We start from the raw sequence: 21,423 nt of genomic DNA on the forward strand, positions 1-21,423 counted from the left end.
TCTCGCCTCTGTTCGTGAGTCTTACTCACTACTTTTGCAATACAAAATGCCTCTAGCATCTCACACTACACTTTACATACGTGATGATTATACCATTTCTTATCATAAAAAGAAAGATGGGAAATCTTAACGTTCTGTTAAGTGTTCCCCATCTGTCTATGTTTTTATTTCTTAAGTTCTTTTTTCATTTATGCCTCATATCCGTTAGGATTCTGTGACTGCCATCTCCATGTGTCTGCGCACATCTCGTCCAGACCTTTTTCTGCTTTCCATCCAAGAACTTTCGCTGCTTTTGCAGGATCTGCATAACACATTGCGATATCTCCTGCTCTTCTCGGCTTGATCTCGTAAGGAATCTCCTTACCGCATGCTTTTCCAAATGCTTTTACCATATCAAGCACGGAATATCCCACACCTGTTCCAAGATTGATCACGTCAAGTCCAGGATTGCTGAAGATATAATCAATTGCTTTCACATGTCCTTTTGCAAGGTCCACTACATGAATGTAATCACGGACTCCTGTTCCATCCGGTGTATCATAATCGTCCCCGAACACACCCAGTTTTTCAAGTTTTCCTACTGCCACCTGCGAAATGTATGGCATCAGATTATTCGGAATTCCCTTTGGGTCTTCTCCGATACGTCCGCTTTCATGCGCTCCGACCGGGTTGAAATAACGAAGCAGGATGACATTCATATCCGGATTTGCCTTCTGTACATCTGTCATGATCTGTTCCATCATAGACTTTGTCCATCCATAAGGATTCGTGCACTGTCCCTTCGGACACTCCTCTGTGATCGGCATCTCTTCCGGACTTCCGTATACAGTTGCAGAAGAACTGAATACAATATTCTTAACACCGGTCTGTTTCATAACATCCATCAGTGTCAGAGTTCCTGTTATATTATTACGGTAGTACTCTAATGGCTTCTGTACGGATTCTCCGACTGCTTTCAGTGCTGCACAATGGATAACCGCATCTACGCCTTCTTTTTCCAGCATTGCCTTCAATGCAGCTTCATCCATTACATCCCCTTCATAAAATGTAATCATCTTTCCGGTAAGCTCTTCTACCCTTTTTAAAGATTCTTTAGATGAATTACAAAGATTGTCATATACAACCACTTCATATCCTTCATTCAGAAGTTCCAGTGCCGTATGACTTCCGATATAACCGGCTCCTCCGGTAATTAATATTTTCTTGGCCACAATAGTACCTCCTAGTTGTTACTATACTTTTTCACGATTTCGTTCATAGTATACCACTTTTGTTCCATATCTTCAACAAGCTTGAACTGGGTACGGCATCTGTCAAGATTATGACCTTCTCTGTGTATCCTGAAATATTTATCTCCCTGCAGATAATCCGTAAGGAAACGCATACCACATTCAAATGTCATCGTCTTTGCGCCCATCGGCATCAGCTCGATCTCCTTAGCTGTCAGCTTTCCGTCACATCCTTTTAAAAATCCTTTCGTATACAATTCAAATAATTCCATACTGCAGGATACTTTCGTAAGGTCTGTCTCATCTTCCAGTGCCGTACTTGCACCGAAACGGATGGAATCCCCGAAATCATTCATCGCAAGCCCCGGCATAACTGTGTCCAGATCGATCACACAGATTCCTTTCCCGGTCTTATCGTCCAGCATAACATTATTCAATTTTGTATCATTGTGTGTAACACGAAGTGGAAGCTCATGCCTGTCCAGCATTTCTGCAAAACAATTAGCAATCTCTTCTCTTTCGAGAACGAACCGGATCTCTTTCTCTACAGAAGCTGCTCTTCCCATAACATCTTCTTCCACTGATTTCTTAAACAGCGCAAACCGGTTTCTCGTATCATGGAACTTTTCTATCGTCTCATGCAGTGTCTCCGCCGGATAGTCAGACAGCAGACTCTGGAAATTCCCGAATGCCACCGCACTTTCATAAAACTGCTCCGGCTTCTCTACCAGATCATAGGTACTTGCATCGGTAATAAATTTATAAGATCTCCAGTAATTTCCCGTAGAATCTATGTAATATGGTTTCCCATCAACCGCCGGGATCACATTCAATGTCTCACGTTCCGGATCTCCGCCATTTTCTATAATCTTCTTTTTCAGAAATGACGTTACTCCTGTGATATTCTCCATGACTTCTACCGGTTTTGGAAATGCCGTAGAATTCATTCTCTGAAGAATGACTTTGATTCTTCCCATCTCGGCAATCTCGAATATCAGAAGAAATGTATCATTGATGTGTCCGCTTCCGTATGGACAGTCCTTTACTAATGTTCCTTCATATTTAAAATGTGCAATCGCTTCATCTCTTTGTTCCCGTGTTACAGGATTCATTTATTTTCCCTCCCAAAGATGCTGCGGGTACAGTCCTTCGTCTTTCATTCTCTGAATGGCTGCAACCACAACCGGTTTATCTTCTTTATAAGTTACTCCATACCATTTATCTGCGGATTTCAGTACCGATACTGTTGCTTTGTCTTCCGCAAGAAGATTACTTACTACAGTTGGCAGGAAATACTCGCATTTCATAGGATTCTCCTGCAGTCCTTTGTCAAGAAATGCCGGGAATCCAGCTTTGATCTCTTCTAAGATGCTCTTTGTAAATCCCCACATGTTCATAGATACCGTTGTATCATCCGGTACCTGTACCCATGTATTACCGTCGTCTTCTGTGTATGCAACGCCGCCGTTGTACTTTTCAATTCTGGTACGTTCTGTTACGGATACCAGCTCTCCGTTCTCATTCGTCTCACATACACCTCTGGATACATATCCGTTGTCCGTTACCGTATTGGCAAGATGATATCCGACCATTGTATATCTGTACTTATCATCATCTGCATGTGTAGACAGATAATCATAGATGAGCTTGAATGCTTCTACTCCATAATAGTCATCTGCATTGATCACTGCGAACGGTCCGTCAATCTCATCCATACAGCTGTATACAGCATGTGCTGTTCCCCAAGGTTTTACACGTCCTTCCGGTACTTCATAGCCTTCCGGAATGTTGTCGATATTCTGATAAGCATATGCTACGTCCATGTATTTTTCCATACGTTTTCCCACATGCTCTTTGAACTCTTCTTCGATCTCGTGTTTGATTATGAATACGACCTTCTCAAAGCCGGCTCTCTTTGCATCATACATGGAAAAATCCATGATAATATGTCCGTCATTGTCTACAGGATCTAACTGCTTCAGACCTCCGTATCTGCTTCCCATTCCTGCTGCCATGATCACTAATACTGGTTTATTCATTATAATTACCTCCATGTCTTTAGGATCTTTCGTTTCTAGATTCATTGTAGTATAACTATTTCCAGAAATCTTTATCCTATTATTTTCTTAATTTGCATTATTTATGTGGTTTAATTGTTCCAGATAACTGATGAATTTTTCTGCCATTTTCTTATTCTGTGCATTCACCATAATAGCCGCATGCGCATCATCATAAGAAATAATCTTCTTCTTTTTAAGCATATTATCTTCCGGAAAATCAATGGTTTCTTGAAAACCATCCTGTTTTTTGTACTCTTGATATACATCTTCTCTACAGATCAGTACATCCACTGCATCTGCGCCTACCAGCGTTGTCAGCGCTGTCTTTGAGGACAGGCTCCCTCCATCTTCCGGAATATTCGCCTGTATCCGGATGATCCCGTCCTTTTCGTCAATGCCTGCGTATTTACAGAAATCTTTGTTCAATTCTTCTGCCTTCTGCGAATCGCCCCCTGTGACCGCTACATTCAGAAGAACTGTCGTATGTCTGCCCTTGTACATCGTACAGCCAAGGTAGATAACACCGATTACCACTGCAAGTATGACCAGCCATATCTTATAGTACATCCACAGATATTCTACCTTTTTTCCCAACGGCATTGAACCAAAATTTTTGTCCAAATATATTTCCTCCTTTTTTCAATGACGACTTAGAAATGATCTGCCTGTTTGACGTCATATGTAAAATTATAACATATCTTTCACATCCTATATATAATATGTTACAATAGTTAGAGATTTTTATTATTATTTATTTTTATACGAGGGATAATTATTATGAGTCGTTTTTTTAATCCTGATAACCCTATTATGGAGTTCATCGCAAAAATATTTGATTTGATCCTACTGAACCTGATCTTTATCTTCAGTTGTGTTCCGATCATCACCATCGGTGCATCCACCAGCGCACTTTCCTATGTGACACTGAAGATGGTTCGTGGTGAGGACCCCTACATCTGGCAGAATTTCTGGAAATCATTCCGTCAGAATTTTAAACAAGGTACACTGATATGGATATTTTCCATTCTGGTCTTTATCTTTCTTGGAATGGATTTTTACATCATCAATTCACAGAATACAACACTGTTTGCAGTGATACGCATGCTCCTCTGGTGTGTATGTCTCGTTGCATTATCTGTATTCTTATATGTCTTTCCGATCATCTCACATTTTGTGTGCAGTACAACACAGGCGTTAAAAAATGCAGTTTTTATGACATTCGGACACCTGCCGTATACACTGGTAATGTTGGTGATTGCCGGACTGATCCTGTACTTATGCGCCTGCTCTGTTAAGACATTCGCTCTGGTCGTTGTGATCAGCGGGATCTGCGGATTCTCTGTAGTAGCATTTATCTACAGTATTCTGTTTGACCGGATATTCAAAAAATATGAGCCGGAATCCCCGGACAATATAGAATAATTGTAAAAACTATAAGAGACTATCCTGTTATTGACATAACGGATGGTCTCTATTTCATATAAAAAGAGGACAAGACCTGCTATCTCATCCTCTTATAACTATTCATATTCTAGCCCTTGATTCCTGACTGTGCCACACCTTCAATAAACTGTTTCTGGAAGATGAAGAACAATACAATGATCGGGATAACCGCCATTACGGCTCCTGCCATCTGCATTGGATACTTGGTTGTATACTGTCCCTGTAATGTCGAAAGAGCAGGACCAAGTGTCATCTTATCCATAGACGTATTAACGATCAATGGCCACATGAAATCATTCCATGCAAATTTCGCTGTAAAGATTACCAGCGATACGATACCTGCTTTTGTAAGTGGAAGCATGATCCTTCCAAAGATCTGGAAACGGTTACAACCGTCCAGCAACGCCGCTTCTTCCAGTTCCTTCGGCAATGACATAAAGAACTGTCTCAGAAGAAATGTTCCAAATGCACTGAATAAGTTTGGCAGGAACAATGCCGGTATCGTGTCCAGAAGTCCAAGACTCTGAACAATCCGGTACTGCGGGATCAGGAATATCTGACCCGGTACCATAAGTACAGATAACACCAGTACAAAGATCGCATTCTTAAACGGGAATTCGATTCTTGCAAATGCATAAGCTGCCATAGAGCAGAACAGCACCTGTACAACAGTTGTTACCACAGTTGATATAATTGTGTTCAAATATACTCTTCCAAACGGAAGTGCTGTTACGATAGATGAATACGCATCTGTCAGAAACTTCTTCGGGAAAATGGTCGGCGGTATCTGCATGGCCTCTCCGACTGTCTTAAAAGAAGTCAGGATCATCCACACAAACGGAAATACCGTGATCGTAATTCCAAGGAGAAGTAAGATATGTACAATTATTTTTCTTGAATTTTTACTCTTCATTTTTCTTCTCCTCCTCTCTTAATCATAATTTACCCATTTTTTCTGACCGATCATCTGGATCACTGTTACCAGCATGATTATTGCAAAGATCAGAATTGAAATTGCTGCTGCATAGCCTTTGTATCCATAATCAAATGCCTGACGGTAGAATAACATAACAACCGTCTGCGTATTTGCATATGCCGGATTCGTTTTTCCGATCATCATATAAATGACATCGAATACCTGGAATCCACTGATGATGGATGTGATCATCACGAAGAAGATCGTTGGTGTCAGAAGAGGAATCGTTACCTTAAAAAATAACTGAATTGGTCCTGCTCCGTCAATCTGTGCTGCTTCGTAATAAGATTTTGAAATTCCCTGCATACCTGCAAGCAGGATGATCATGTTATATCCGACCGACATCCAGAGACCTACGATCATAACACTATATAATGCAATTTTCGGATCTGTCAGCCAGCCGATACCTTTTCCACCCAGTGCACGGATCGCACTGTTTAAGATACCCATTTTCTCGTTGTAGATCCATTTCCATACCATGGCAACAGCTGCTGCCATGGTTACGGATGGTAAGAAATACAATGTACGGTAGATAGAGGTACCTTTAATCTTGGAGTTCAGAAGAGCTGCGATCAGTATTGATAAGAACAATCCAACCGGAACCGTAACCACAACGTACTTCAATGTATTTCCGAATGTTTTCAATACTTCGCCATCATGAAATAATTTCTGGTAATTTGCCAGACCGCAAAAAGTTGCGACATTAAATTTACTTACTTCGTTAAAACTAAACCAGATATTCTGGATAAATGGCCAGATATAGAATACCAGAAGGCCGAGGGTAACCGGCGCAATAAATATATACGCCGCAATCCAATCCTTCTTCTCTCTCTTACTCGCCCGTTTTTTCACTACGCCTGTTTTTGATTTACCTTCAGCCATATCTTTTCACCTGTTTCTTACTATTATTCCTGAAGTAACTTATCTGCCTGTTTTGTCAGACCCTTGCAGACATCTGAAAGTGATTTCTCTCCATTATATGCTTTCTGAAGTTCTGTTGCTTCCAGATCATACAGTTCTGCTGCTTTCGCACATACCGGAAGCGGATATGCTTCATCAGCGTGATTGGTGTAAGCTGCAAGATTGTACTGTGAATTAGCTTCTGCAAAGCATTTCTGTGCATCTGTTCTTGCAGAGATTACAACACCTGTTTTTCCCTGGATTTCCTGAGCTTCTTTACTTCCAAGCCAGATAGCGAAATCTTCTGCTGCTTCTTTGTTCTTGCTTCCTTCAAACACTGCATATCCAAGTCCGTTGATGCAGTTGTCTTCTTTTCCGTTGAATGTCGGAATCTCTACGCAATCAACCTTATCTTTGATTGCGTCATTGCTTGCATACTCTGGAACCATGTATGATCCGGCAAAGTTCATTGCAAGCTGTCCACCCTCGAACATCGCATCTGCTGTTGTCTCTGAAAGAGCTGATGCACTTGGAGATAATCCTTCATTGTACATATCGATCCAGCACTGAATACCTTCCTGTGTCTTAGGATCATCATATCCTGTAGACTTCTTATCATCACTTAAGATATATCCGCCATTTGCATAGACGGTCTGATAATACCATGTCTGGAAATCAACCGGGCAGGCAAACGGATATACACCGTCTCCAAGTTTTCCGCTGTCTTTTAATGCCTTAGCAGTTGCAACCAGGTCATCATAACTCATATCATCTGTAGGGTATGGAACTCCGCACTTGTCAAAGATTTCTTTATTATACCACAATGCATTGGTATCAAAATCTTTCGGCACAGCATAGTTCTTCTTATCACGGACATAGTTATTAACCAGTGTCTCAGAATAGCTATCCTTGATATCTGAGTCTTTGATCTTATCTGTCAGATCATCCAGGATTCCTCCCTCTACATATGAGTCCAGATGAAGAACGTTCAGCCAGAATACATCCGGAGCTTTTCCGCCACTTGCTGCAGCTTCAAGTTTTGTCCAATATTCCCCACCTTTATATGGTGTTAACTGGATATTGATCTTGACATCTGAATTTTCTTTTTCATATGCCTTTACCATTTTCTCCATAGCCGGTCTCTGATTCTCATCCCAGATACCAAAATTTAATTCTGTCTTTCCTCCGGAAGCACTTTTGCCTTTACTTCCGCCACATGCTGTCAGCATCGTTGCACCCAGGGCTACACAAAGTCCCAGAGCTGCTACTTTTCTCATGTTCTTTTTCATAATGTTCACTCCTTCTCTTTTTCTTTATCTTTTGGTTACGTTTTATATGAAGTTCTCCGCCACTCCCGGCATTGAACACATATATCAGTTTTCTTTCTATCGAAATGTTTCAATATCTACCGGCTTTCCGTCATGCAATCTGGAGTATTCCGCCGCCAGTGCACAATAATGGCTTTGCAACGATCTGTCTAGCGAAGTAATATATGTACTTTCCGATTTCTCTCCACTTATAATATCCAAAAATTCTTCCACCATCCGGTTATCTCCACCGCCGTGTCCCGAAAAATCTTCTGACAGTTCTGCAACATTGATAATTTCTTTCGTCCTTCCCGGATCGAAATACTCGATTACGATTTTGCTTTCCTTTTCATCCGGCTGCATATCTACGATCACTTCACCTCTGGTTCCCATAAACTTCGCATATCTGGAAGTCTCCGCTGTAAAACCACACATGGTAAAGCTCATCGTTGTTCCATCTGTCATATTCAGATTAACCACCTGATGATCCACTACATTATTGTTACAATGGAATACACATTTTCCATATGGACCTGTCTTCAGTGCTTCTATCAGCTTTTCTTCTGTTGGTCCGGATGGAACAAGCACATCTAACGGCCACCCTCTGTTACCTTGGCGGTAACCGATTCTTTCATGTTCCAGGTATATCTTTTCTGCATCAAAGATGCATTTTTCTTTTGCCTTACAGCCTTCCAGACATCTGCCTGTACATCCTTCCGGTGCATGTTCCGGTGTGAAATAATTCAGATCGCCATAGGATGTTAATGATCTGCAGGTCTTTTCCGCCAGCCACAGATATAAATCCATATCGTGGCAGCACTTCTGTAAGATCATCGGGCTTGTCTCATCTGAATTCGCCCAGTTTCCTCTGACAAAGCTATGTGCCTGATGAAACCATCCGACATTTTCAATCGCCATGATCGAGATCACATCACCTATCGTTCCTGCATCCAGGATTTCTTTCACCTTCTGATAGATTGGTGTATATCTTAGAACATGACAGACAACCACTTCTCTTTTACATTCTTTTGCCACTTCGGATATTTTTCTGCATTCACCCAGATCCGGTGAAATTGGTTTTTCAAGAAGCAGATGATACCCTTTCTTTAAAGCTTTTATAGCCTGACCCACATGTTGTCTGTCCTGTGTTGCTATGATCATCGCATCCGCAAGTTTTTCCTCCTTTAACATGTCTTCGGCACTTTCATAACAGTGTGACATCGGGACGTCATATTCTTCTGCCGTCAGTTTTACTTTTTCCGGATCAATATCTGCAATGGCTACGATTTTCATCTTATCCGGATATATTTTTGCAGCTTTTGCATAAGTATCTCTTCCTCTGCTTCCGAGGCCTGCAATTGCAACCGTCATCTGTCTGCTCATTTTTTTCATCCGCCTTCCTTTATTTGTATTAGTGTGTCTTACATTTCAATGCTATAAATCTGTTTCCCGAAATCAACGGTTACCTTTGTGCCATCCGAAAACATCGTTCTTTGGATCTCCGGATTGCCATCCACCATTTCATGGCTTACCATCTCGCATTTTGCAACCTTTTTGTGAAGTTCCGTCACCACTTTACATCTCTTGATGTCCTCCATGATATGCATCTTAACATTTCCTTCAAAGGAACCGTCAAAATCCGGATATGCTCCATCACGGATCAGATATGGTGCACCTCCATTCAGTAAAGCATACAGCATGTAATCTTCGGTATCATCTATCTTTTCCATCATCCATGGTTCGATCAGGCAGTCATGATATACCAGATTGAACAGTGGTACCGGTATTCCGTGTTTCGGACTTCCCGGTTTGCGAAGCATAAAATCATATGGTGCGTAATGACAGAACACCAGGCTTCTTGCGCTCCAGTCACTGACTTCCTCCGAACTTGGAAGGATTCCTTTTGACATCAGATAATCAAAACATCTTGCCCGGTAGTCGTAACATTCCCTTCTTGTCATACGATGTCTCGGATTATTGCACTCATCTCCTTCGTTACAGGTGAACACATCCAAATATGCTCCGTCCAGATGAATCCGGTTCTTTTCCAGTTCACTAAAATTACGTTGTACATAATGTGGAGCCTGTGTTGCACACAGATATGACTGCTGCCCGCCTGCCCATCTCTTATGTGTCGGAATTGTTCCGTCCGGCAGTCTGCAGGCATAGTCTTCGTCAAAACTTTCTGCCGAAAAGTAATAATCACGGTACTGATCATGGATCCCGAACAGATCCCCCTGTTCTTTCATAGTATCCGACAATTCTTTCATTGCCTTCCATCCACCTGCTTCTTCACAAGCCGGTGTATAATCCGGGTGATTATTATCGTATCCAGGTTCTGCCCATCCATCCAGATGAAGATATAGTTTACCGGCTCCCAGTTCGTGAAGTTCTTTCATTTCTCTGGTTCTGACCGCAAATGATGTCAGGTTATTATTCTTTTCCGGATTTTCCGGATCAAAAAAGTCTGATTCCGGCTGGACAAATGTCTTAATCCCTTTATGTATAAAACTGCATCCGATCAGATCATTAACCGAAGGAACTCTTGCTGCCTTTTCATTCAGCGTACATAAATTGCCCTGTTCTTTTACATATTGCCGGTAGATCTTACATGCATCGTTATAGTCACCATCTTCGATCAATGTATATCGTACAATTCTTCTGTAATCCATCCTTCCGAGACTTGGCTCAAATCTCACACTGACATGTGTGTATGGTCCGTTCTGAGGATGCTCCGCCTGATATCCTGCATTCCATGGTGTAGTACAGATCGCAATGTATCCATTTCCACCTTTAAACTGTGCGAACCAAGGCATATATCCTCCGGCTGTCTCAAAGAATCCATCAAACGGGATATCCTTTAGTTCTGTCTCCCAGTCATTCGGAATCATCACCCCCTGCTGCATATTCAGGAGCGTATACCAGTCTTTTCTCTTTTCTTCCAATTCCAGTTCTCCCGGCCAGAACAATTTTTCCACCGCAAGCCCTTCCTCACAAATCGGAATCCATTCAAAGAAAATGTCTTCTGTACATTCTTCAATCCATGCATAAGTTTCAAATGCATATGGAACTTTTTTTCCTTCTATCTCAAATCCGGCAAATGAACTACGGATTCCCTTTCCGATTCCGTTCTGTACCAGTTCGTGATGGATTTCCAGTGCTTCGTCAAAATAAACGGTTCCTTCTTTGCATTCCATTTTCGGACGGTACTCACTTGTCCAGTTCCATTCGGTATCCCCTTTCCCGAACGAAAACTTTAGATTATTATCATCCATTCTAAGTTGTATTGTGTTAGTCTTTACCTCCAACATATGAACCACCTTTCATTGGCAAATTCGCTAATTTTCTTATTCCTTTTCGTTCATTATATTGTATTCTGCACAAGATTGCTTGACATATTGTCCATGCTTATTGTCATATCATCCACAAGTTGTTATAATATAAGCTAGGAGGGACGCTTATGACTTATGTAAAAACCACATTGCAGCATTCCATCGACATTGATGCGATCATCACACTGCACTATTTTGAATATATGAAAAATTTCGAATTCAAAGGCGAGTCGCATAATTTCTGGTAATTTCTTTATGTCGACAAAGGAACCGTTGCAGTCCGTGCCGATGATACCTGGACAACTCTTTATACCGGTGACATTATCTTTCACCAGCCAAATGAATTCCATGCCATTAAGTCCATCGGGAAAGATTCACCCAATCTGGTCGTCATGTCTTTCACTTCCAGTTCGCAGGCCATGTCTTTCTTCGTAAATAAAAGCTTTACACTCAGTATGGAAGAACGGGCCATGATCTCCAGAATCATCACGGAAGGCCGGCATACGCTTGCAACGCCTATGCACATTCCTTCGGTCGAACAGGTACAGTTAAAGGAACATGCACCTTTTGGCTCCCAGCAGATGATTCTCCTTTATCTTGAGATGTTTCTGATCACCCTGATCCGTGAACATCAGGAAGAGAGCGGCGCCTCTATACAGCATAAGTCTTCTCCCGAGAAAGAATCTGCAGGGCAGGAACGCCTCAGCGAAATTCTGAAATACCTCGAATATCACATCTGCGAAAAGCTGACGGTAAAAGACATCTGCAATGAATTCTCTATGTCCCGTTCTGCCGTTCAGTTACTGTTTCACGAACAACTAAACTGTGGTGTGATCGACTATTTCAACCAAATGAAGATTCAGCGTGCCAAGGACATTATCCGTGACGGTTCTATGAACCTTACCGAGATTGCTTATTTTCTTTCTTACAGCTCACTGCCATATTTTTCCAAGCAGTTCCGTCTTGCAACCGGCATGTCACCTTCCGCTTATGCATCTTCCATAAAAGGAATTACCGATGCTGTCTACGAGGCAGGAGAGCGAAACCGCGATCTATAATCACTCATAAAAAAATGGCGCAACAAGGCTTATTCATCACACCCCATTGTGCCATTTTTTATTATTTCATTTTTATTTTCAGTCTGTTGTCTAAAACTCTGCCTTTAAAAATGCTTCATAGCATCTTACTGCTTCATATATGTCTGCCTTGCTCGTCGTCTCCCACGGTGCATGCATTCCAAGGACTGCCACACCGCTATCGATAACTTCCATGCCGTACACACTCATCAGATAAGCGATCGTTCCTCCGCCGCCTACATCAACACGACCAAGTTCTGCTGTCTGGAAATGCACCTTTGCATCTTCCATGATCTTTCTTAACTGAGCCACGTATTCCGGATTGGCATCATTGGAACCGCTCTTTCCTCCCGAACCTGTATACTTGTTAAATACCGGTCCACATGCAAGAAAGGCCGCATTCTTTTTCTCATATACATCCTCATACATCGGATCAAATCCCGCACTTACATCAGATGAGAGCATCTTGGAATTTGCCAGCGTCCTTCTGAGAACAATGTCATTATATTCAATCCCTTCATTCAAAAGAATGTATTCCGCAACTGCATTTTCGAAAAACCTGGATGTCATACCACTCGCACCCGTACTTCCAATCTCTTCCTTGTCAACCAACAGACAGCAGGCAGTTCTCGTAACCTCTTCTGCTTCCAGTATTGCAAACAACGAAGTGAATGCACACACTCTGTCATCCTGTCCATATGCCAGAATCATACTGTTATCCAGTCCACACTCTCTGGCTCTTCCTGCCGGCACAATCTCTAATTCTGCCGAGAGGAAATCTTCCTCTTCGATATCATATTTTTCTTTCAGAAGATTCCTGATTCTCCGTGTCACCGCATCCTCTTCTCCGTCCTCCGGACGGTTGCCGATCAAAAGATCCATCTGTTCCCCATCGATGAAATCTTTTGCCAGCTTTTCTCTCTGCTTTGCTCCCAGATGCGGAAGAAGATCATTGATCACAAGCACCGGGTCTGTCTCTTTTTCCCCCACACAGATCTCTACTTTTTCCCCATTTTTCTTAATCACTACACCATGAAGCGCAAGCGGAATCGAAAGCCACTGGTATTTTTTAACGCCACCGTAATAATGCGTATCCAGAAAAGCCAGTCCTTCATTCTCGTATAACGGGTTCTGTTTGACATCAATTCTCGGTGAATCAATATGTGCCCCAAGAATATTCATCCCCTCTTCAACCGGCGCAGTTCCTGCATGAAAAAGTACAATGGCTTTCCCCATATAATCCATATATACTTTATCTCCGGTGCGAATCTTCTTTCCTGCCTTGATTAGCTGTTTCATATCTTCGTATCCCTGAGCTCTGGCAAGTTCAATGGTCTTCTGTACGCACTCCCGTTCTGTTTTTCCTTCATCTAGACATACACGATATAACGCATTGGTTTTTTCCAACTTCTCCAGCTGTGCCTCGCTATATGTCTGCCATAAATTTTTACGTTTCATAACTTCTGATCTCACCTCTTTCTCCTTTTATTTAAACTGTATTATAAACCATGTCTTTTAAAATTGTATTATACTTTTATCCATTGAAATTGTAGAATCGTCCAATATTCTATAAAAAATTCTCTTTTTAACCATATTCCCTTTGCTTTTTATTTTTCTGTGCTGTATGATGTGGGATAAAAAAGGGGGCACTCTATCATGGAATATTCTGGTGTTAAGTTACATAATTCTATTACTGTCGGAAAGATATTCAGTATTCATTATTTTGAATATATGAATAACTTTAAATTCTCTGGTGAAGCTCATAATTTTTGGGAATTTGTATATATTGATAAAGGCGAAGCCGGTATAACTCACAATAAATCTTATACAGTACTACACAAAGGGGAACTTTTCTTTCATAAACCCAATGAATTTCACAGTGTCCGGGCAACAGGCACGATTGCACCCAATCTTATTGTTATATCTTTTGAGTGCAATGACAAGGCAATGAATTTTTTCAACAATCGTCGTATGAAAATTGATGAAACTGCACAAACATTGCTCGCCAATATTATCATCGAAGCAAAACGTTGTTTTAACTGTCGTCTAGACGATCCTTATCTTCAAAATATGCCTTTAAAAGACACAAACATTTTTGGTTCACAACAAATGATTCGATTATATTTGGAACATTTTTTGATTCATTTAATCCGATGTTACTCTCAATCTTTCCTGCAACACAAAAAGCTTTCAGAAGCAAAGCTTCCGAAAGCTACAAAAACAAATAATGATACTGAAACATTCAATAAAATCATTGATTATCTCAACCGGCACATAACATCACATGTAACTATTGACTTGATTTGCAAAGACAATCTAATTGGTCGTTCCCAATTACAGAAATTATTCAAGGAACAATGCAATCGGGGTATTATCGAATATTTTTCAATATTGAAAATCGAAGTTGCCAAAGAACTGATCCGAACCAATCACATGAATTTTACACAGATTTCTGCACATCTTGGTTACACCTCTATTCATTATTTTTCCAGGCAATTCAAAAAAATTGTCGGAATGACACCTTCTGAATACGCTTCTTCTGTCAAAGCAATAGCAGAAGGAAACACAAACTAATCGTCTTCTATGACTGTTATTTAATTTGCATGAAATTCATAGCGGAAAGGAAGTATCTGCTTTCCTCCATACAATTCATGATTCAGGATCTCCCAGAGATCCTGGATACTGTCTTCTCCTTCTCTTACATCATCAACCACAATTCCTTCTTCACTGTTCAGCAATTTATCCGCTTCTTCAAGCCTTCCTGTCTTCACAAGCCCCAGTGCATAATAATATTGCACCCGCCCGATGGATTTCATATCTTCATCCATAACAGCATACTGCTGTAAAATTGCTCTATATGCTTCGCATTGACTCAGAATTTTAAGTCCTTCTTTCTGATATGACAGACAGTGTCTCTTAAGTTCCATTCCTCTTTGTGCATACAATGCCGCAAGATTTTTATTTCCTTCATGAATACTTAAACATGCCAGTCCATGCAGTGCCCATGCGTTCTCCCGAAGTTTCAACGATGTCTCATACATTTCTTTTGCAATTTTATCATTTCCTTTTCGGAATTCAAGAATTCCAAGATGATAATATGCATACCAGTTTTCATAATTCGGTGCTAGTGGTTTCAGCGTCGTCTTTTTCAGATAAGCCAGAAATTCTTCTCCATTCCAGAATGCATCCGGTTCTGTATCTGGGTTCGGACAATGAAGCTCTCCTGTCTCAAAAAAATGTTCCCACTTTTCCATACTTTCCGTTTTCTTTACAAATTTCAAATGACCCGTTCTTTCGTACTCTTTGCGAAATGCACCATAACCACTTCCCGGAGTAATCAGTTCTGCCTCTGTTAATGCCATCTTTTTTGTTTTCTTCAATTCTTCTTCCAGTTTCCCGATCAGCTGAGTTTTTTGCAGATAGTCTGTTATGTATCTTTTTCTTTCTTCAAATGATTTATCATATATCTCTGCAGTCAGTTCTTCTGAATATGCCGGTCCGTAACATTCCATCCATTCCCACGCAGTGTGTGGTGCCATCGGAATACATCCATACTGTGTCTTTCCAAGTCCCGCCTGGATTTCTACATAGCGCCCTGCATCTTTTGTCAAAAACTCCTGCCAGTGATCAGATGCTGCATTACTTCCCCATGAAAACAGTTTTCTTCCTTTCAGTCTTCCTGTCGAAAACTGTAAAAGCCCTTTTCCGTTTTTATCTACATTTACAATATATTTCGGCTCGTTTTCCGGGATATTAAAGAAATAATCAATACTCCGTGGAATTTTCTGATAATCCGAAACATCCACACCATCCACTTCTGGCAAAGATACTTTACGACATTCAACACCTGTTCCTGCATATGCTTCTGATGCAGGAACTGTTATATGTCCCTGTTCATACTCCGGAACCGCCATATTGCTCCACCAATACATCGGAATCACTTCCGTACTTTCATTCACTATTCTCATTCTACATTTCAAATATGAGCAATCATCATCCAGCCAAAAATCCATCTGCCATGTTACCCCTCTGATTCTTTCATACTCATACATTCTCAGTACCGGTTCTCCTTCATCGGTATGTGTCTCTGCAACATATAATGGTTCTGTCGTATACGGCTGATGTCCTATAATGCCAAGATTCCATTCCACGCCTCCCGAAAACCAGGCATTTCGTACCGCCAGGTTACTGAACTGTAATACGTCATTCGTATAAAGCAGATTCCTGTTTTCATTTTTATCCCAAAGTTCCCATAATCTTCCACCATAATCTGGAAGAAATACTGCCTTGAGCTGATTATTTTCCAATACTGCCGTACGAATTTGCTTTTCTTTCAATTGCCTTTTGTAATTATTTCTCTGACGATATGGATAAGAATCCGCTACTTTCCCATATCCTTCATAAATTTCATCTGTTTCATCCAAATAGAACTTTAACGAATTCTGCAGAATCCGTTCTCCAAGAAGATCTGGTACACATGACTCTTCTCCCAAATCTGCTGCAAGCATATTTTTCCATTCAAATCTTAATTCTGACATAATTTTTCCTTTCTTCGCTTCATATAAAAATGAAGCTGTCAACCATGACTACCTCCTTACATGGTATAACAGCTTCACCACCTTTCTACTACAAGGTTCTCTCTATCCCTTGATTCCTCCCGTTACTCCACCTATAATCTTCTCTGATAAGAAGAGATACAGAATAAAGGTCGGCAGGAATACAATAACAACTGCTGCAAACATTCCTGCCCAGTTGCCTGTATACTGCATAGACTGGAGCATTCCGTACAGTCCAACCGCTACCGGCCGTAATGTATCGTTGTTTGCAAAGATCAATGACAGGAAATATTCATTCCAGATATTGATAAAATTGAAAATCGTAACTGTGACGATTCCCGACTGAGCCATCGGGAACATAATCTTCCAGAATGTCTTCGTTGGAGGACAGCCATCAATTGCAGCAGCCTCTTCATATGTTCGAGACAGGTTCGAGAAGAATGTCAGCAGAAAAATTGTTGTATATGGAATGTTGATTCCAATATACAGAAAGATCAATGTTACTTTGCTAGCAAATACACTGTTCAAGATTCCAAGATTGGCAACGATACTAAACAGCGGAAGCACAATCATGGTAATCGGAATTCCCATTGCCGATACAAAACTTGTCTGAATGATTTTATTTCCCAAAAATGTGAATCTCGCCAGTACATATGCTGCCGGCGCACAGATCAGGATCAGCAGGAAACATGATATCAGGGAATATAACATTGAGTTCATAAAGAACGTTGCCACACCACCAGATCCCCATGCCTGTATATAATTTTCAAAATGCAGTCCTGTAGGGAACTTTAATGCTTTTCCTGCGAAAATGTCAGTTGTTGTTGAAAGACTCGCTGCAAGAATCCATCCAAGCAGCATAAATGTAAAGATAACCCACAAGATGATCACGATATATCCAGGAGCCAGTTTCATTTCTTTTTTCCAGTTAATTTTCTGTCTTACTTTTTTTTCTTTTTCCATAACTGCTCCTCCTTTCTAAAATTCAAGGTCATCATCTTTGATCAATTTGTTACAGATTGAGAATACGATCACTACACATACGCACAGAATAATACCGATTGCAGCTCCATATCCTGCATTTCTCTCTGTCACCGCATTACCTGCGCCAAATGTATGCATATACATATACTGTACCGGTACGATTGTTGCCTTATCTGCCGTAACCGTTGAGAATAATTGCGACCATACAAAGAATGCTGCTGTACTTACTGTCCACATTGTAATATTTGTTTTAAATACACCTTTTAAAAGAGGCACTGTCATATAGCGGAACTGCTGCGGTTTATTCGCACCGTCAATTGTTGCCGCCTCAAAAAGATCCGGGCTGATTCTTTCGATTCCACTCATCCAGATCAACATATGATATCCTATCATTCCGAAGCAGTATGCAAAAAGCAATGCCCAAAACTTGTGATCGGAATCCAGCCATGGAGTTTTCGCAAGTTTATGTAATCCAAGCGAATCCAAAACACCCTTTAAAAGTCCGAATTTAGAACTGTATACATACTGCAGCCACATGGTTGCAAGCGCTACCGCACTTACGATATTCGGAAGATAGATGATTGCACGGAAGAATTTCTTCCCGTGTATTCCACTTGTCAGGATTACTCCGAATAACAGGGACACCGATAATACGATGATTCCACCCAGTGCCCAGATTTTCAAAATGTTCATCATTGCTGTTTTAAAGATCGCTGTCGTAAACAACTTCTGGTAGTTGCCCAATCCAACAAATGTCCACCATTCCATTGTATCCGTTACTGACTCGATCTTATACATACTCATCATAATGGTTCTGATAATCGGATACAGGAATACTATGAGGAAGATGATTACTGCCGGGGCAAGAAACCCAACGATCATTTTTTTATTCTTCTTCACGTATATGCCTCCTTTTACTAAAATATGGTGGCCGCGTAGTAACCGCCCTGCCACCATATTGATCACTATCTAGTCTCTTTTCTTTACTGTCTGATTTTACTTTCCTGCTGCGTCTTTCATTGCTTTGATGAATCCTGCTGCGTCCAGTTTGCCTGAAGCAAGTTTCTGTGTGTTTTCCTGAAGCACAGGTGTGATATCATTGTTGCTTTCTACGCCTGCTGCCCAGTCATAGAAAGTTGTTGTTGCATCGAACGCTTCTTTTACTCCTGCGAGTTCTGTCGGCCATGCATCTGAATTGGCTTTGTCAGTTGGGATACAAAGAGCGTCTTCTGTCATCTTCTTATCGTACTCACCTGTTGTAATGTACTCGATAAGCTGGAATGCTTCGTCTGCCATCTTAGAATCCTTGTTAATTGCAAGTACCTGGTTTGCAATGTTGTTAGCTGTATTATCATCTTTTCCGTCTGGAACTGATGGATAATTGAAGTAACCCCATTCAAGATCCTCTGCTACAGAATCTTTTGCTTCATTTGGAAGCCATGATCCGCAGATAACGATTGCTGCATCACCAGGAGCAAATTCCTGATTCTGTCCTGCCGGATATTTGTTTGTTGCGATATTTTTTGAGAAATAACCTTTCTTAGCGAAATCAGCAAAACTTTCTGCTGCTGCTTTAACTTTTTCATCATCCCATGTTACAGATTCGCCATTATATTCTTCTCCTGTTACCAGAGCTTTTACTCCATCCTGTCCGATATATCTTGCAAGATGATATCCAATGAATGATGTCAGATAAGCATCATCTGCTGTAATTGGTGTAATTCCTGCTTCTTTTAATTTTGCACAAGCTGCATCTAATTCTTCCCATGTAGTTGGTACGGATTCGATTCCTGCTTTTGTAAATAATGTCTTATTGTAGAAGAAACCAAAGATAGATGGCTGATATGGAATGCTGTGTAATGTATCATCTCCATCATGTGTCTGACCATATGCATTACGTGCAATCTTGAACAATGTCTCGTTACCGTGCTCAGATTCATAATCCTTAGCCATATCTTCCAGATCTAATAAGTATTTTCCCCAACTTCCGTTTACACGGTTAACATCTTCATCAAACAAATCAATCTGCTGTTTTGCGCTCAAAGCCGGCTCCAGTCCCTCTCTCTGTCCGGTACGTCCCTTGAACTGTACATCAACCTTAACACCAGTATCTTTTTCATACTTACTGATAGCTTCCTTGATAACCTTTGCCTGTGGTTCATCCTCACTCCACATAGCCCAGTATACAAGTTTGTCCCCACCTTTGCTGCTTCCACTGTCTGAACCTGATTTGCTTCCGCATCCTACAACCAGTGAAGCTGCCATTGCCACGCACAGAAGTGCGCTCACAATTTTCTTTTTCATAACACGTTTCCTCCTATTTCGTATCGTTTGTTGTTAAATCTATTCTAATACAAACTTGCACAAAAATCTTTATCTTATAGAACTCTAAATTTGCACTATCTGCATTAGTTATTTGATTTTTGAACAAATTTATTGTATCATATTGTATAGATTTTACAAAGTATTATTTTCACAGACTTGCTTTTATTTACAAAACATATTGTAAAACATACACGCAAAGGAGAATAAGCATGGCATACTATGGAGTGGATTTACATAATTCTATCACTTTAGGACGAATCTTCAGTATTCATTATTTTGAATATATGAGTGATTTCAGCTTTGAAGGAGAATCTCACAACTTCTGGGAGTTTGTCTGTGTCGACAAAGGCGAAGTTGATGTAACCAGAGGAAAAACGCATACGATATTAAAAAAAGGAGATCTCGTTTTTCACAAGCCCAATGAATTTCATAATGTTAAAGCGACCGGCAATATTGCGCCCAACCTGGTTGTTATTTCTTTTGAATGCCATGATGATGCCATGTACTTTTTCAATGACAGGATCTTGCGGATTGATGAGACAGAGCGTAATCTGCTTGCCGACATTATAATAGAAGCCAGACGCTGTTTTGACTGCAGACTGGATGATCCTTATCTACAGAATATGCCTTTAAAGGATTCCAATACATTTGGATCTCAGCAGATGATCAGACTCTATCTGGAACATTTTCTGATCCACCTGATCCGCCGCTATTCCAATCCGGTCGTTCTTCAGAAAAAACTTTCAAAAGTAGATGCCCCCAAAGCTACAAAAAGTAAAAGCGATGCCGAAGTTTTCAATCGTGTTACGGACTATCTGGAAAGCCATCTGAACACACATGTTACCATTGACCAGATCTGCAAAGACAATCTGATCGGACGTTCACAGCTCCAAAAGATTTTCAAAGAACATTGTGATCTCGGAATCATTGAATATTTTTCAATGCTGAAGATCAATGCTGCAAAAGAATTAATACGTACCAAGCAATTAAATTTTACTCAGGTTGCAGAACACCTTGGGTATACCTCCATCCATTATTTTTCCAGACAATTCAAAAAAGTGTCCGGAATGACTCCTTCGGAGTATGCATCTTCGATTAAGGCTATGGCGGAGGGGGAATTCAAATAATTTTTCTTGGGATTTAATTGGGATTTAATTTAGGAAGGCTGTGGATACCCGAACCGGAATAAAGCTTGGAAAGGCGTTCCTGCTCAGGTTCCATCGGCGGGTCAATTC

Annotated in this window: 19 protein-coding genes; 4 read left to right on the top strand and 15 right to left on the bottom strand. The window is 40.8% G+C overall.

The window, feature by feature from the left end; all coding sequences use genetic code 11:
* Positions 1 to 188 precede the first annotated feature (188 nt).
* The 4 genes from galE to GT508_RS11625 form a co-directional block, all read right to left on the bottom strand.
* Entirely contained in the window at positions 189 to 1,211 is a 1,023-nt protein-coding gene (galE, locus tag GT508_RS11610; RefSeq protein WP_138376002.1) for a UDP-glucose 4-epimerase GalE, read from the bottom strand.
* 11 nt (positions 1,212 to 1,222) lie between these two features.
* On the bottom strand, positions 1,223 to 2,341 hold the full coding sequence (locus GT508_RS11615; RefSeq protein WP_138376001.1) for a phosphotransferase enzyme family protein: 1,119 nt from the start codon (positions 2,339 to 2,341) through the stop codon (positions 1,223 to 1,225).
* On the bottom strand, positions 2,342 to 3,268 hold the full coding sequence (locus GT508_RS11620) for a nucleotidyltransferase family protein (protein ID WP_117598372.1): 927 nt from the start codon (positions 3,266 to 3,268) through the stop codon (positions 2,342 to 2,344).
* Positions 3,269 to 3,355: 87 nt separating this feature from the next.
* Positions 3,356 to 3,910, bottom strand: a complete 555-nt coding sequence (locus GT508_RS11625; RefSeq protein WP_138375999.1) for a hypothetical protein — start codon at positions 3,908 to 3,910, stop codon at positions 3,356 to 3,358.
* A 156-nt stretch (positions 3,911 to 4,066) separates the two neighbouring features.
* Here GT508_RS11625 and GT508_RS11630 point away from each other — a divergent pair, with 156 nt between their 5' ends.
* Positions 4,067 to 4,711: a YesL family protein gene (locus tag GT508_RS11630; protein WP_118225244.1), complete on the top strand. Its 645-nt coding sequence runs from the start codon at positions 4,067 to 4,069 to the stop codon at positions 4,709 to 4,711.
* Positions 4,712 to 4,820: 109 nt separating this feature from the next.
* Here the strand turns inward: GT508_RS11630 and GT508_RS11635 are convergent, their stop codons facing one another.
* From GT508_RS11635 to GT508_RS14705, 6 genes are all read right to left on the bottom strand, one after another.
* A complete protein-coding gene (locus tag GT508_RS11635) occupies positions 4,821 to 5,645 on the bottom strand; it encodes a carbohydrate ABC transporter permease (RefSeq protein ID WP_118225245.1) in 825 nt (274 codons plus the stop codon).
* Between the two features lie 18 nt (positions 5,646 to 5,663).
* The gene (locus GT508_RS11640; RefSeq protein ID WP_161144295.1) at positions 5,664 to 6,590 is read right to left on the bottom strand and encodes a carbohydrate ABC transporter permease; all 927 of its coding nucleotides are present in this window, start codon (positions 6,588 to 6,590) and stop codon (positions 5,664 to 5,666) included.
* Between the two features lie 23 nt (positions 6,591 to 6,613).
* Complete coding sequence (locus tag GT508_RS11645; RefSeq protein WP_118310078.1) at positions 6,614 to 7,897, bottom strand: ABC transporter substrate-binding protein; 1,284 nt, start codon at positions 7,895 to 7,897, stop codon at positions 6,614 to 6,616.
* 96 nt (positions 7,898 to 7,993) lie between these two features.
* Complete coding sequence (locus GT508_RS11650) at positions 7,994 to 9,298, bottom strand: Gfo/Idh/MocA family protein (RefSeq protein ID WP_118310090.1); 1,305 nt, start codon at positions 9,296 to 9,298, stop codon at positions 7,994 to 7,996.
* A gap of 38 nt (positions 9,299 to 9,336) precedes the next feature.
* On the bottom strand, positions 9,337 to 11,226 hold the full coding sequence (locus GT508_RS11655; RefSeq protein WP_118310077.1) for a DUF5696 domain-containing protein: 1,890 nt from the start codon (positions 11,224 to 11,226) through the stop codon (positions 9,337 to 9,339).
* A gap of 349 nt (positions 11,227 to 11,575) precedes the next feature.
* Complete coding sequence (locus GT508_RS14705; protein ID WP_243144116.1) at positions 11,576 to 11,719, bottom strand: hypothetical protein; 144 nt, start codon at positions 11,717 to 11,719, stop codon at positions 11,576 to 11,578.
* Between GT508_RS14705 and GT508_RS14710 the strand changes: the two genes are divergently transcribed.
* Positions 11,718 to 12,305, top strand: coding sequence for a helix-turn-helix transcriptional regulator (locus tag GT508_RS14710; RefSeq protein WP_243018868.1), 588 nt, complete (start codon positions 11,718 to 11,720; stop codon positions 12,303 to 12,305). The genes GT508_RS14705 and GT508_RS14710 overlap by 2 nt on opposite strands.
* A 90-nt stretch (positions 12,306 to 12,395) precedes the next feature.
* Here GT508_RS14710 and GT508_RS11665 read toward each other — a convergent pair whose 3' ends face one another.
* Positions 12,396 to 13,781 (bottom strand): aminopeptidase, encoded by a 1,386-nt coding sequence (locus tag GT508_RS11665; protein ID WP_161144296.1) that lies wholly within the window; start codon positions 13,779 to 13,781, stop codon positions 12,396 to 12,398.
* A gap of 198 nt (positions 13,782 to 13,979) precedes the next feature.
* On the opposite strand from GT508_RS11665, the gene GT508_RS11670 reads away from it, so the two are divergent.
* The gene (locus GT508_RS11670) at positions 13,980 to 14,897 is read left to right on the top strand and encodes a helix-turn-helix domain-containing protein (protein WP_118310076.1); all 918 of its coding nucleotides are present in this window, start codon (positions 13,980 to 13,982) and stop codon (positions 14,895 to 14,897) included.
* Between the two features lie 20 nt (positions 14,898 to 14,917).
* On the opposite strand, the gene GT508_RS11675 is transcribed toward GT508_RS11670, so the two are convergent.
* The 4 genes from GT508_RS11675 to GT508_RS11690 all read right to left on the bottom strand — a co-directional run bounded on the left by GT508_RS11675 (position 14,918) and on the right by GT508_RS11690 (position 20,167).
* Positions 14,918 to 16,903, bottom strand: a complete 1,986-nt coding sequence (locus GT508_RS11675) for a DUF5107 domain-containing protein (protein WP_330576926.1) — start codon at positions 16,901 to 16,903, stop codon at positions 14,918 to 14,920.
* A 60-nt stretch (positions 16,904 to 16,963) separates the two neighbouring features.
* Positions 16,964 to 17,842 carry a carbohydrate ABC transporter permease gene (locus tag GT508_RS11680; RefSeq protein ID WP_022414982.1) on the bottom strand — a complete coding sequence of 293 codons (879 nt, stop codon included), beginning with the start codon at positions 17,840 to 17,842 and terminating at the stop codon, positions 16,964 to 16,966.
* Positions 17,843 to 17,857: 15 nt separating this feature from the next.
* The gene (locus GT508_RS11685) at positions 17,858 to 18,763 is read right to left on the bottom strand and encodes a carbohydrate ABC transporter permease (RefSeq protein WP_161144297.1); all 906 of its coding nucleotides are present in this window, start codon (positions 18,761 to 18,763) and stop codon (positions 17,858 to 17,860) included.
* A 96-nt stretch (positions 18,764 to 18,859) separates the two neighbouring features.
* Complete coding sequence (locus tag GT508_RS11690) at positions 18,860 to 20,167, bottom strand: ABC transporter substrate-binding protein (protein ID WP_130096846.1); 1,308 nt, start codon at positions 20,165 to 20,167, stop codon at positions 18,860 to 18,862.
* A 230-nt stretch (positions 20,168 to 20,397) separates the two neighbouring features.
* Between GT508_RS11690 and GT508_RS11695 the strand changes: the two genes are divergently transcribed.
* On the top strand, positions 20,398 to 21,315 hold the full coding sequence (locus GT508_RS11695; protein ID WP_055283915.1) for an AraC family transcriptional regulator: 918 nt from the start codon (positions 20,398 to 20,400) through the stop codon (positions 21,313 to 21,315).
* Positions 21,316 to 21,423 lie beyond the last annotated feature (108 nt).

It is taken from the genome of Dorea sp. BIOML-A1 (assembly GCF_009875615.1).
Classification (GTDB): Bacteria; Bacillota; Clostridia; order Lachnospirales; family Lachnospiraceae; genus Dorea_A; species Dorea_A amylophila.